This is a genomic window from Bacillus sp. EB600 (assembly GCF_024494385.1).
Classification (GTDB): Bacteria; Bacillota; Bacilli; order Bacillales; family Cytobacillaceae; genus JAEVLT01.
In genome coordinates, this window is record NZ_JAEVLT010000020.1 from 52,052 (window position 1) to 65,170 (window position 13,119).

Annotated in this window: 13 protein-coding genes and 1 riboswitch; of the genes, 10 read left to right on the forward strand and 3 right to left on the reverse strand. The window is 37.8% G+C overall.

The annotated features are described in order from the left end of the window. Positions 1–5: 5 nt before the first annotated feature. The 7 genes from JN080_RS18415 (at position 6) to JN080_RS18445 (ending at position 10,422) form a co-directional block, all read left to right on the forward strand. Complete coding sequence (locus JN080_RS18415) at positions 6–1,088, forward strand: carbamoyl phosphate synthase small subunit (protein WP_256237447.1); 1,083 nt, start codon at positions 6–8, stop codon at positions 1,086–1,088. Further along, positions 1,075–4,308, forward strand: a complete 3,234-nt coding sequence (gene carB, locus JN080_RS18420) for a carbamoyl-phosphate synthase (glutamine-hydrolyzing) large subunit (RefSeq protein ID WP_256237448.1) — start codon at positions 1,075–1,077, stop codon at positions 4,306–4,308. Before JN080_RS18415 ends, carB begins: the two co-directional genes overlap by 14 nt. Position 4,309: 1 nt before the next feature. Beyond that, the gene (gene argF, locus JN080_RS18425) at positions 4,310–5,287 is read left to right on the forward strand and encodes an ornithine carbamoyltransferase (protein WP_256237449.1); all 978 of its coding nucleotides are present in this window, start codon (positions 4,310–4,312) and stop codon (positions 5,285–5,287) included. Positions 5,288–5,400: 113 nt separating this feature from the next. After that, positions 5,401–6,615, forward strand: coding sequence for an argininosuccinate synthase (locus JN080_RS18430; RefSeq protein WP_256237450.1), 1,215 nt, complete (start codon positions 5,401–5,403; stop codon positions 6,613–6,615). Between the two features lie 80 nt (positions 6,616–6,695). Beyond that, positions 6,696–8,072 (forward strand): argininosuccinate lyase, encoded by a 1,377-nt coding sequence (gene argH / locus JN080_RS18435; RefSeq protein WP_256237451.1) that lies wholly within the window; start codon positions 6,696–6,698, stop codon positions 8,070–8,072. 108 nt (positions 8,073–8,180) lie between these two features. Next, positions 8,181–8,293: riboswitch (SAM riboswitch) on the forward strand. 69 nt (positions 8,294–8,362) lie between these two features. Next, positions 8,363–9,358 (forward strand): homoserine dehydrogenase, encoded by a 996-nt coding sequence (locus tag JN080_RS18440; RefSeq protein WP_256237452.1) that lies wholly within the window; start codon positions 8,363–8,365, stop codon positions 9,356–9,358. 551 nt (positions 9,359–9,909) lie between these two features. Next, positions 9,910–10,422: a DoxX family membrane protein gene (locus JN080_RS18445; protein WP_256237453.1), complete on the forward strand. Its 513-nt coding sequence runs from the start codon at positions 9,910–9,912 to the stop codon at positions 10,420–10,422. Positions 10,423–10,600: 178 nt separating this feature from the next. On the opposite strand, the gene JN080_RS18450 is transcribed toward JN080_RS18445, so the two are convergent. Then, positions 10,601–10,786, reverse strand: coding sequence for a YfhD family protein (locus JN080_RS18450; protein ID WP_256237454.1), 186 nt, complete (start codon positions 10,784–10,786; stop codon positions 10,601–10,603). A 90-nt stretch (positions 10,787–10,876) separates the two neighbouring features. Further along, positions 10,877–11,005, reverse strand: coding sequence for a YfhE family protein (locus JN080_RS18455; protein ID WP_256237455.1), 129 nt, complete (start codon positions 11,003–11,005; stop codon positions 10,877–10,879). A 171-nt stretch (positions 11,006–11,176) separates the two neighbouring features. On the opposite strand from JN080_RS18455, the gene recX reads away from it, so the two are divergent. Further along, a complete protein-coding gene (recX, locus tag JN080_RS18460) occupies positions 11,177–11,989 on the forward strand; it encodes a recombination regulator RecX (RefSeq protein ID WP_256237456.1) in 813 nt (270 codons plus the stop codon). 120 nt (positions 11,990–12,109) lie between these two features. Further along, positions 12,110–12,433, forward strand: coding sequence for a YfhH family protein (locus JN080_RS18465; RefSeq protein ID WP_256237457.1), 324 nt, complete (start codon positions 12,110–12,112; stop codon positions 12,431–12,433). A gap of 74 nt (positions 12,434–12,507) precedes the next feature. Here the strand turns inward: JN080_RS18465 and JN080_RS18470 are convergent, their stop codons facing one another. After that, positions 12,508–12,681 (reverse strand): small, acid-soluble spore protein K, encoded by a 174-nt coding sequence (locus JN080_RS18470; RefSeq protein WP_256237458.1) that lies wholly within the window; start codon positions 12,679–12,681, stop codon positions 12,508–12,510. A gap of 126 nt (positions 12,682–12,807) precedes the next feature. On the opposite strand from JN080_RS18470, the gene JN080_RS18475 reads away from it, so the two are divergent. Continuing rightward, positions 12,808–13,077, forward strand: a complete 270-nt coding sequence (locus JN080_RS18475) for a YfhJ family protein (protein ID WP_256237459.1) — start codon at positions 12,808–12,810, stop codon at positions 13,075–13,077. Positions 13,078–13,119 lie beyond the last annotated feature (42 nt).

A 13,119-nucleotide genomic window follows, 5' to 3' on the forward strand; every position in this document is an offset into this window, starting at 1 on the left:
AAATTGTGAAACACGGATATCTTACTTTGGAAACCGGGGAAATATTTGAAGGGGTTTTAATTGGTGCTAGTAAGGATTCTTTCGGAGAAGTTGTCTTTAATACAAGTATGACCGGGTACCAAGAAATCATTACAGATCCCTCATATGCTGGGCAAATTATCACTTTTTGTTATCCGATTATTGGCAGTTACGGTATTAATACAAAAGATGATGAGAGTATTGATCCTGCTTTGTCAGGAGTCATTATCGGGGATTTATGTGAAACCCCAAGCCATTATCAATCCATTCAAAGGTTTTCTGAAAAACTAACACAAGCTGGCGTTTCAGGTCTGGCTGGAGTAGATACACGGTTACTTGTAAAAACGATTCGCAACCGAGGTACAGTAAAGGGGATTATCAGCGAGCAAACGATGGAACAAACAGCTTTTGCTGCTTTTCCAGAAAGTCCGTTTTGGGTTAATAAGGTATCAACGAAAAAAGTCACTACTTATACTAATCCAGGCCCTCACGTGGTATTAATGGACTTTGGCTATAAAAAGTCCATTTTGAATGCACTTTTAGAGGAGAATTGCTCCGTAACGGTTGTGCCATATAATACCCCATTTGAAAAAGTAAAATCTTTATCACCAGACGGAGTATTGCTTTCCAACGGACCTAGTGATCCGATGGAGCTGAAACAATGGTTTCCTGAGATTAAAAAGATTAGTAAACATTATCCAACACTAGGAATTTGCCTGGGCCACCAATTAATTGCGCTGGCATTTGGTGCGAAAACAACAAAATTAGCTTACGGACATCGAGGCGCAAATCATCCGGTTAAGGAACTGATGACCGGTAAAGTGAAAATTACCGCCCAAAATCATGGGTATGTTGTCGTTGACGATAGTATTGATACAAGCGAATTTGAGATAACCTACCGAAATGTAAATGATCATTCGATTGAAGGGCTAAAACACATAAAGTATCCGATTCAAACTGTGCAATTCCATCCAGAGGCACATCCGGGACCAAGCGATACCGCTTATATCTTAAAAGAGTTTGTCAGCCAAATTACTTCATTGGGAGAGACACGTTATGCCATTACGTAAAAATTTAAAAAAAGTACTAGTGATCGGATCAGGTCCCATTGTGATTGGGCAGGCAGCTGAATTTGATTATGCTGGAACTCAGGCATGCATTGCCTTGAAGGAAGAAGGCATTGAGGTTGTTTTGATCAATAATAATCCGGCTACTATTATGACTGATGAAACAGTGGCAGATAAAGTATATATGGAGCCGCTTACTATAAATACGATCGAGAAAATTATTAAGAAAGAAAAACCCGATGGGATTATCGGAACCCTTGGCGGGCAAACAGGCTTGAATCTTGCTGTTGAGCTTTATGAACAGAACATTTTGGAAAAATATAATGTCGAGTTATTAGGGACTTCTGTTGAATCTATTAAAAACGGTGAGGATCGTGAAAGATTCCGCAACTTAATGCTTAAAATTGGTGAGCCTATACCAGATTCGAGCATCATTCATAGCTATGAAAAAGGTGTACAATTTGTTAAGGAAATAGGTTATCCCGTCATCATTCGCCCTGCTTATACGCTTGGAGGAGACGGAGGAGGCTTTGCACATAACGATGCCGAGCTTGAGGCTGTTCTAAAAAAAGGCTTATCTGCAAGCCCTATTCACCAGGTGCTGGTGGAAAGAAGCATTAAAGGCTGGAAAGAAATTGAGTATGAAGTTATGCGAGATGCAAATGATACATGTATTATCGTTTGTAATATGGAGAACATGGATCCCGTAGGCGTTCATACCGGAGATTCCATTGTTGTTGCTCCATCACAAACCTTAACAGATGTTCAATATCAGATGCTTCGTGATGCATCAATCAAAGTCATTCGAGAATTAAAAATTATCGGAGGCTGTAACATCCAATTTGCACTTAACCCCTATTCAAACGAGTATTGTATCATTGAAGTAAACCCAAGGGTAAGTCGTTCCTCCGCATTAGCCTCTAAAGCTACCGGATATCCAATTGCCCGGATGGCTGCAAAATGTTCGATTGGCTACCATTTAGATGAAATAGTAAATCCGATTACCGGCAATACGTTTGCTTCATTTGAGCCGGCGATTGATTATATTGTGGTAAAACTGCCGCGTTTTCCGTTTGATAAGTTTCCTGAGGCAGATCGATCTCTTGGAACACAGATGAAAGCAACAGGTGAAGTAATGGCGATTGATCGGACATTTGAAGGTGCGCTAAATAAAGCCATTCGTTCGCTGGAGTTGAATGTATACAGCTTAACAAATGCTGTACATCAATCATGGGATACGGATACTTTGTTTGAAATGCTGGAAAAGGCGAATGATCAGCGTTTATTCGTTATTGCTGAGGCGATGAAGCGGGATGTGCCGCTTGAAAAAATTCAGCAACTAACCCAGATCGATCCATGGTTTTTACACAAAATTAGCTCAATCGTCGAGTTGGAAAAGGAATTATCCACTTATACATGGGATGATGTACCGACTTCATTGCTTAAAATAGCAAAGCGTCACAACATTTCTGATAAACTGTTAGCCAAAATTTATTTAGTACCTGAGAAACAAATCAGGAGTAAATGGAAGCAATTAAATTGGCAGCCTGGTTATAAAATGGTCGATACATGTTCCGCAGAATTTGATGCGATTACTCCTTACTATTACTCCACTTGGCTGGGGTTTGATGAGGTGGAAGCGACAGACGGAAGAAAAATCTTAGTTATTGGCTCTGGGCCGATCCGAATTGGTCAGGGGGTTGAATTTGATTACTGTTCTGTCCATGCAGCGAAAGCAATTAAGAAAAAAGGGTATGAAGCAGTCGTTATTAACAATAATCCAGAAACGGTGAGCACAGACTATTCAGTGGCAGATCGACTTTATTTTGAGCCGTTAGCTGTTGAAGATGTTATGAATGTAATCGAAAAAGAAAAGGTTGAAGGAGTCCTAATTCAATTTGGGGGACAAACAGCCATAAATATTGCGAGCGCATTGGAAGAAGAAGGAGTCAAGATTTTAGGAACAACAGTCGCTGATGTTGATAAATTAGAAGATCGAAAAGAATTTTATCAGTTGCTGGAAGAATTAGATATTCCTCATATTAATGGTGAGATTGCGAACCATTCGGAGGAAGTGTTAGCAGCAGCTGCTAAACTTGGTTACCCGGTTTTAGTTCGCCCGTCCTATGTGATCGGCGGTCAATCAATGTTTACGATTTATACGGAGGAAGAATTAAAACGATATATTCATCAATTAATTGAAAATTCCCAGGATCAAATGTGGCCGTTGCTTGTAGACCGTTATATGCCTGGACTTGAATGTGAAATTGATGTAATCAGTGATGGCCATGAAATTGTCGTCCCAGGTATATTTGAGCATATCGAAAGAGCCGGCGTACACTCCGGGGATAGCATTACTGTGTTTCCTCCTGTATCTTTATCCATTGAAATGAAAGAAATATTAATTGACTACGCTGGTAGAATTGCTAAATCATTGCCGATTGTTGGCATAATGAATATACAGTTTGTCATTTATGAAAATACAGTTTATGTTCTAGAGGTGAATCCTCGCTCTTCAAGAACTGTTCCAATTATTAGCAAAGTGACAGGTACTCCAATGATTGAATGGGCAATAAGAGTTCAATTAGGGGAGAAGTTAAAGGATATTTGTTCGATCCAAGGATTAATGCCAGAACCACATTATTACTCAGTAAAAACACCTGTATTTTCTTCAAGAAAATTAAAAGGTGTAGACCCTGTTCTTGGACCAGAGATGAAATCAACTGGTGAAATTCTCGGATTAGGTATCACACTTGATGAGGCACTGAAAAAGGCCCTTCCGTTAATGGAGGAACAACTAGATGATGAAGATTATCTTTTGTGCTCCATCTCTGACCGAGCTAAAGAAGAGAGCCTGCCTATTATTAAAGACTTGGCTTTTAATAAATTCAAGCTTGCCGCAACAGAAGGTACAGCCCAATTCCTTCAAGAGAATGGGATCATGGTAGAAGAAATTATTAAGGATTCAGATCAATTAAATAACTTTTTTCGAACTCAAAAAGTCAGAGCGGTCATCAATATTCCAAGCGAAGGGCGCAACGATAGTAAGTTTGGATTTTATATCCGCGAGCAATCAGTGAAATTTAATGTACCATGTTATACCCATTTTGATACCGTAAAAACCATCATTGGGTTAAGAAATCAAAATTCTTTTGACTCAAGTGTTTTTACCTTAGGGGAATATCACAAAATTGAAGGAAGTCCTATAGGAGGGGCACTATAAAATGGTAAATACAATAAAAACGATTGATAACATTGAAGTAATACAGGAAAGTTTAAAAGGAAAGGACTTTTTGAAAATTGCTGATTTTCAACCAGGAGAGATATTATATTTGCTTGAAGAAGCACAGGAATTAAAAAAATTACAAAAACAAGGCATACCCCATCCATTTCTGAGCGGGAAAGTATTAGGGATGTTGTTTGAAAAATCGTCTACTCGTACACGTGTTTCTTTTGAAGTCGGAATGCTCCAATTAGGAGGGCATGCAATATTTTTAAGTCCTAGGGATATTCAACTAGGAAGAGGGGAAAGTATTTCTGATACCGCTAAGGTTTTATCAAGGTATCTCGATGCACTTATGATTAGAACCTTTTCACATGAGTCAATCGAAGAATTTGCTTACCATTCCGATGCACCAATTATTAACGGTTTAACTGACCCTCATCACCCTGTACAGGTGATGGCTGATTTATTAACGATATTGGAACATAAAGGGAAGTTAGAAGGCCTGAAGCTTTGCTATGTTGGCGATGGAAATAATAATGTAACACACTCACTAATCGAAGGTGCAGCTAAAGTTGGTATGCATATTAGTGTAGCCAGTCCAAAAAAATATCAACCAAATCAAGAAATCGTCGCTAAAGCAATCGAGGATGCAAAAGTAACGGGAAGTAAGATATCAATTTTAGAAGATCCAATTGAAGCAATGAAGGATGCTGACGTGGTTGTAACAGATGTTTGGACCAGCATGGGCTTCGAGGAAGAAGCACAAGAAAGAATTAATGCATTTCAATCGTACCAAGTGAATGAGGCGCTTTGTAGTTATGCAAAAAGTGATTATATTTTTATGCATTGCCTGCCGGCACACCGTGGTGAAGAGGTGACAGCTGAGATCATTGATGGACCTCATTCAGTTGTATTTGATGAAGCGGAGAATCGTTTGCATGCCCAAAAAGCTGTTTTAAAGGCATTGCTTTCATAAAATACAATAATCAATAAGAATTTTTTTAAAAAAACAGTGGCATTTTTTCTGAGTTAATGTATAATAATTCTATCGAATGAATTTTAATGCAATGGAATGTGAGGAGAATACAAGTGGCGAAAGAAAAAATAGTCTTAGCATATTCAGGTGGTTTGGATACATCTGTTTCAGTTAAATGGATTCAGGAAAAATACGGTTATGATGTCATTGCTTTAGGATTGGATGTTGGTGAAGGAAAAGATCTTGAAGCAATCAAAAATAAAGCTTTAAATGTTGGAGCAATTAAAGCATATATGATAGATGCAAAAGAAATGCTTGCAAAGGATTATATTTTACCTGCATTAAAAGCAAATTGCTTATATGAAGGTAAATATCCATTATCATCTGCACTTTCACGTCCATTAATTTCAAAACTATTGGTGGATGTTGCTGAAAAAGAAGGTGCAACAGCAGTTGCTCACGGATGTACAGGAAAAGGAAACGACCAAGTTCGTTTTGAAGTATCGATTCAAGCGTTAAACCCGAGCCTAAAGGTTGTCGCTCCTGTTCGTGAATGGGGAATGAATCGTGATGACGAAATCGAATATGCGGAAAAGAATGGAATTCCTGTCCCGGCTAATTTAGACAACCCATATTCAATTGATGCAAATATATGGGGACGTGCTTGTGAGGCAGGCGTTCTTGAAAATCCTTGGAATGAAGCTCCTGAAGGTGCTTTTGCGTGGACGACTCCCGTTGAGTTGACACCAGATGCCCCCGAGTACATCGAAATTGAATTTGAAAAAGGTGTGCCTGTTGCTCTTAACGGAGAAAAGCTTCCTTTGGTTCAATTGATTGAAACATTAAATCTGCTTGGCGGCAAACATGGAATTGGCCGTATTGATCATATTGAAAACCGTTTAGTTGGAATAAAATCACGTGAAGTGTATGAAAATCCAGCTGCATTAATATTAATTAATGCACATAAAGAATTAGAATTTTTAACACTTCCTCGCGAAGTTACTCAATTTAAGACTCAAGTTGAGCAGCAAATGACAAAACTTATTTATGAAGGATTATGGTATTCACCATTAAAAGCTGCACTTGATGCTTTTGTTGAAGAAACACAAGAAACTGTTTCTGGAACAATCCGCATTAAACTTTTCAAAGGCAGCCATACAGTTGTTGCCCGTAAGTCAGATAACAGTCTCTATAATGAAGAACTGGCTACTTACTCTAAAGGTGATGCGTTTGATCATCAAGCAGCAGAAGGATTCATTAAGATTTTTGGTTTACCAACAAAAGTTTTTTCTGAAGTTAACAAAAAAAAAGAAATAATCGTTAAATAAAAATTATATACTAATACGTAAGAGGTGCCCTCGAAATTCATTTCGAGGGCAATCTGCTTGATGATAAGGAGGAGTTCGGCGTGGCAAAGTTATGGGGTGGACGTTTTACAAAGGAAACAAATAAACTCGTTGAGGAATTTACCGCTTCAATTCCATTTGATCAAAAACTAGCCAAAGAGGATATCGCTGGAAGTATGGCCCATGTTCAAATGTTAGGTGAATGTGGAATCATTCCGCAAGAGGATGCTGATAAAATTAAAAACGGCCTGCTTACGATCAAAACAAAGCTTGATAATAATCAGGTGGATTTTTTAGTTGAAGATGAAGATATTCATATGAATATTGAAAGATTATTAACGGAAACAATAGGTCAAGTCGGCGGTAAGCTGCATACAGGACGAAGCCGTAATGACCAAGTAGCTGTGGATATGCATCTCTATTTAAGAACAAAAACAACCGAAATTATAAAATTAGTTGAAGATGTCCAATCATCGTTAATCGAGCAGGCAAAAGCGAATGTAGATACATTAATTCCAGGGTATACTCATCTTCAACGTGCACAGCCTGTATCCTTTGCACACCATTTAATGGCTTATTTTTGGATGTTGGAACGAGACAAAGGGAGATTAATGGATAGCCTGAAACGTATCAATTGGATGCCACTTGGGGCTGGGGCTTTAGCAGGGACAACCTTCCCGATTAATCGTGAACGAGTTGCGGAGATTTTAGGCTTTGAAACCGTCTATCCTAATAGTATGGATGCTGTGAGTGATCGTGATTTTATCCTTGAATTTTTATCGATCGGTTCCATCATCATGACGCATATTTCAAGATTATCTGAAGAACTTGTAATCTGGTCGAGTCAAGAATTTCAATTTGTAGAATTAGATGATTCATTCTGTACTGGCTCAAGTATTATGCCGCAAAAGAAAAATCCGGATGTTCCGGAGCTTCTAAGAGGGAAAACAGGCCGTACATATGGTAATTTAATTGGATTGCTAACTGTTCTCAAGGGGCTGCCACTAGCGTACAATAAGGATCTACAGGAAGATAAAGAGGGTATGTTTGATACGGTTGAAACACTGGAAGGTTCCCTTAAATTATTGGCGCCAATGATTGAAACGATGACAGTTAAAAAAGATGTTATGCGCAAAGCAATCAATAATGATTTTTCTAATGCAACTGATATTGCAGATTACCTAGTGCGTAAGGGAGTGCCATTCCGTGAAGCACATGAAATAATCGGAAAAATTGTTCTATATGCCATCCAGCATCAAAAATATTTACTGGACTTGTCCTTTGAAGAGTATCAGCAGTTCAGTCCATTATTTGAAGATGATATCTATGCGGTCTTGTCACCAGAGCATGTAGTGGCTGTAAGAAATAGCTTCGGAGGAACATCTCCAGAGCAGGTGAAACAACAGATTACATTGGCAGAGGGTAAGCTTCATAATTGAATACAGCCCTTTTTTTGAATAATTAGTTTTAAATGATTGACATAAATAAATAATTGCACTAGAATTGCAATTATATTATGAAAATATAATTTAATTTAATACTATATACTCTTATCCAGAGCGGCGGAGGGACTAGGCCCGATGAAGCCCGGCAACCATCAAGGTATTCCTTGAAAAGGTGCTAATTCCTGCAGGTTATTTAATAACCTGAAAGATAAGGGGAGGAAAAGCCCTCTTCTTATGAAGAGGGCTTTTTCTTTAATGTTGACTAAATAAAGGGGTGTAGCGGCATGTCTGTAGTAAATGTGGCAATATTAGGCTTTGGAACAGTAGGAGAAGGGGTTTATAAAACGATTCAATCACACCAAGAAGAGCTTACAGCTATTTTAGGAAGTAGAGTGGAAGTTGCGGCAGTTTTAGTTAGAAATAAGCAAAAAGATCGAAAAATCTCAGAGAATACCTTAGTAACTGATGATTTTGACGAAATTATCCGTCTTCCAAGGCTTGATGTCGTAATCGAAGCCATTGTTGGTAATGAACCTAGCTTTACCTATTTGAAAAAAGCAATTCAAAGAGGCTGTCATATTATTACTGCAAATAAACAGATGTTTGCGCACTACGGAAAAGAGTTAATGAAAATGGCGGATGACTATCATGTTACAGTCGGGTTTGAAGCGACTGTTGCTGGCGGTGTTCCGATTATTCAAACACTTCGGCATTTACTAAAAGTAAATCGTGTCCAATCAGTCCAGGGTATTCTAAATGGGACTTCAAATTTTATTTTGACTGAGATGAGGGAAAAGCAACAGTCCTTTGAGGAGGCATTAAAACTTGCACAACACAAAGGGTTTGCTGAAGCAGATCCAACTAACGATATTGAAGGCATTGACGCTTTTTATAAACTAATGATTCTAAGCAAAATTGCGTTTGGTAAAGAACCAGATTGGAAATCGGTTGAGCTTCAAGGAATAAATGGAATTACTAGTGAAAGTATTGCAGCTGCAGAAAAGAGTGGGTTGCGTTTTAAACACATTGCTTCCCTAGGTCAAAAGGGGGATAAAATAATCGGGTCTGTAAAACCTGTTCTAATTGGGAAATCACATCCATTTTATAATGTTGAGGGTGTTGAAAATGCCGTTAATGTTCAATCAGATATTGTGGGAAGTATTACATTACAGGGACCAGGTGCAGGTATGTTTCCGACTGCAAGTGCAATAATTGAAGATCTAGTCTATGTAGCCAAAAAGCAGGCAAAAAATCAAGCAATTCTAGCTGAATCCATGTAGAACAAGGGAGAGTCCCTAAATCGGGTTGGGACTCTCTGGGATTAGTTGTAAATAAATCCTTAAAGTATAAAGAAGTATGTTTGTAATTTAAAATCACCCCGAAAGTTATCCACAAACAAAACCTTGTCTTTTGAGTACTCCACAGACTTATGCACATTATCCACAATATTCATCTGCAATATCCACAATTTTTATTAACACATGGCGCTACCGAAAAAACTTTTTATCAAGGCATTTTAAAGCATTATCCACAATATCCACAGTATCCACAAAAAATGTGTTGAAAAGGTTTTGAAAAGAACGTTCTGTCTCAAATTAGGTAAGGTTCACAATCTATTCAATTTTCTAATTTTAATATGTTAAGAAACTGTGAAAGCCGTTGCTCCTTTGAATAGAACCGAATATAGTAAAAGTGTAGAGAAGGTAGTGAAGCAATTCACAAACACTCTCTAGTAAAAACAACTGGCCGGTTGTATCTCCTTAACGGAGAACGTTAAACGTCACTATTTTCTCTTGTGAAATGATTCGCAATAAAGTAGGAGATGATTACGATGAGATGGTATAAAACCCCTCTCGCAGCTGTAGTTTGGACAGTTTTAAGAATATGGCTTGGAGTCCAATGGGTAGAAGGTGGAATTGAAAAATTCGCGAATGGTTTTGATGCAACTGGATTTTTAAAAGGAGCACTTGCAAAAGCAACAGGTGAGCATCCCGCAGTAGCAGTCTGGTATGCAGATTTCCTTAAAGGCTTTGCGATCCCGAATGTGCACTTATTTAACGCTATCATTCCCATCGGCGAACTTCTTGTCGGAGTAGCACTAATTGTCGGATTAGCTACCATCCCTGCTCTTATTGCCGGTGCGTTTATGAATTTAAATTTCATGCTGGCAGGAACAACAAGCACAAACCCAGTTCTTTACACAGCAACAATGATCCTTTTGTTCGCAGGAGCTGGAGCATACTTCTTTGGACTTGACCGTTTCGCCATTCCTTATCTCAAAAAGGTCTTCAAAAGGGGCGAAAAGGGTCATAGAAAAGCAGTGAATGAACATCATGTTAGATAACAGATTCTACAACAGCCTTACAGTCATCAAAATCTCTTTATAGAATCTGACTATTTATATCCCCCTATATTTATTTAAAAAAAAGAAGCAGGAATTCCCTGCTTCTCCTTTTTTTCCTGAGTTGTAGGTAATAAATAGCGCAGCGCCCAAGGGTGCTTTCGCTTTCCTTCCGAAAGGGTTATCTTCTTTTTGCATTAACGCGCTGGTTTGCTGCGTTTGCCCGTGCTTGGGCTTCTAGATCCTCTTGATCAGCAAGTTCACGAGAATACTCTACGTCAATTCCATCTGATTTAAGATTTTTTGGTACTTGTGGAAGTGATGCTTTATTTTTATCACGAGTTTTGTGACCATGAGAACGACCCACTGCAAAAACCCCTTTCAGCTTTTAAATAATTTGGAAGAAAATTATCTTCCTCTACTATTATTGCCAAACAGAGGATTTTCATAATGGAAATTAATGCTTCGTTCTTCTTTCATTATAGCCTCCGGCACGATCAGCCAATTTAAAATCACGTTGATAACCAACTTCTTGCGCGCTAGTAAGCGTATATTTTGGTTTTTCCTTCTTCTTTTTATCTGCCACAATTTTCATCTCCTTTCAGATAGTTTAATTTTTCCTCCTAAAAAGACCTTCAAAAAATGACAACAGCACTTTTTTGTACTTATTTCCATTTTTACCCTACAAGCAAAGAAAGATACAGCTTTTCATAAAAATCCCGTTAAATATGGTAGAGTAATGAATGAGGTGAGGAAAGTGGCTGTTATTACGAAAATCACCACTCAGCAAAAAAAACAGGATCGTTATAATATTTTTATGGATTATGGAAAAGGGGAAGAGTTTGCTTTTAGTGTTGATGAGGATGTCCTTATAAAGTTTCAATTAAAAAAAGGCCTAGAGCTTGATGAATTCTCTTTAATGGAAATTCACTATCATGATGATATTCAGAAAGCATACAATTCAGCTATTTCCTATTTAGCAAAGAGGATCAGATCAGAAAAGGAAATAAAGGATTATTTACTTAAAAAAGAAATAGAGGAGCCTGTTATACAGGAAGTTATCCATAAATTAACCACTCAGAATTATATTGATGACAAGGAGTACGCTTTTGCGTATGTAAGAACCCAAATCAATACAACCGACAAAGGACCAGATTTAGTTCAAATGGAATTAAAAGAAAGAGGTATTGATAAGGCTTTAATTGAACTAGCTATGGAAGAGTACTCTTTTGAACATCAATTGGAAAAAGCGTCGATGCTCAGTAAGAAATTTATTCAAAAGAATTCAAAGGAATCAATGAGAGTAGTAAAACAAAAGCTTGAGAATTTGTTGGTCAGGAGAGGATACCCCTTTGAGGTAATCAATGTTACTGTAAGAGAAATTAATTTGGACAAACCCGTTGCTGACGAACTGGAAGCCATTAGGTTTCAGGGGGAAAAGGCCATCAGAAAGTTTAGTAATTATACTGGGTTTGAGTATGAACAGAAGATGAAACAGTTTTTATTTCGAAAAGGATTTTCTTTTGAAATTATTGAAAGGTTTTTAACTGAATTAAAGGAAAGTGAGTAGGAGCACGGTGGAATCTGCTATGATATTACTTTTCCTCATTTTCATGAAGTTAATTCCTTTCATATTCTGACAATATTCACTATACTAAAGTTAACATACTTGTAATGGTGGGATGTATTTATGCAGCAAGAAAAGCGTTATAGTCAAATGACAGTGCAGGAACTGCGACAGGAAATAGCGAAACTCCAGGAAAGAGCACGTAAAGCAGAACAATTGGGAATGGTCAATGAATTTGCTGTGCTTGAAAGAAAAGCAGTCATGGCAAAAGCATATTTACTAAATCCTAATTCCTTTACACCTGGACAAATATATGAAATTGATGGTGCTCCAGGATCATTTTTCAAAATTAATTATATTAATGGGGTATTTGCATGGGGGTATCGTTTGAATGGTGACGGAAAAGACGAGGCACTTCCAATATCAATGTTACTAGTAGAAAAATAATTTAAAAACCAGAGAAAATACCTCTCTGGTTAAAAGTTGTTCAAAGCTCATGTAAATCTTTTTTATTCTTGTCCCTACGTTAAACCAATTGAATCACTTTCACGCTCTCCCGAAGCATGCATACGCTCTTGAGGATGTGTATTGGTTGTCCCATCAGCCCTTTTTGAAGCATATTCTTCTTTGGCACGAGGCTCTCCCTCAAATTTGTTATGATTTTGGTTTGGGAAATTAGTTGCTTTATTTCTCATTGAAATACCTCCGTTAATAGAAATGAGAAACAGTGAAAAGCAAAAGACTGAGCTTTTCACGTAAGTATAGTATTGTACTTGGTGTCATTAAATATGTTGTAAAGAATTACTAACGAGGTGTAATGGATGAACGATTATCAGGAACGACTAACTAGGCTTCTATTAGATAAAAATGACTATTTATCATCTGCACAGGCAAGAATTTGGGTTGAATTGCTTTGGGATGACTTTGAGACAACATACGCTAAAGCCGGCAGACCGTATCAGGGTATTGAAATGACCGAAAAAGTAGTAAAGCAATGGATTCAGCAATATGGGGGAAATCTTCATGAGTTTGTAGCTGAAAATCCCAAGTATAAGGATTATTTGGTTCAGGATAAGAATACTTTACATTAAAAAAGCGATGACAGGTGTCACCGCTTTTTAAGTCGACGTTCC

Bases quoted from the DNA above. Each gene is read 5' to 3' on its own strand.
- carB (WP_256237448.1), top strand. From the start codon at position 1,075: ATGCCATTACGTAAAAATTTAAAAAAAGTACTAGTGATCGGATCAGGT.
- JN080_RS18465 (WP_256237457.1), top strand. From the start codon at position 12,110: ATGCAGCAAGAAAAGCGTTATAGTCAAATGACAGTGCAGGAACTGCGA.
- argF (WP_256237449.1), top strand. From the start codon at position 4,310: ATGGTAAATACAATAAAAACGATTGATAACATTGAAGTAATACAGGAA.
- JN080_RS18440 (WP_256237452.1), top strand. From the start codon at position 8,363: ATGTCTGTAGTAAATGTGGCAATATTAGGCTTTGGAACAGTAGGAGAA.
- JN080_RS18445 (WP_256237453.1), top strand. From the start codon at position 9,910: ATGAGATGGTATAAAACCCCTCTCGCAGCTGTAGTTTGGACAGTTTTA.
- JN080_RS18475 (WP_256237459.1), top strand. From the start codon at position 12,808: ATGAACGATTATCAGGAACGACTAACTAGGCTTCTATTAGATAAAAAT.
- JN080_RS18470 (WP_256237458.1), bottom strand. From the start codon at position 12,681: ATGAGAAATAAAGCAACTAATTTCCCAAACCAAAATCATAACAAATTT.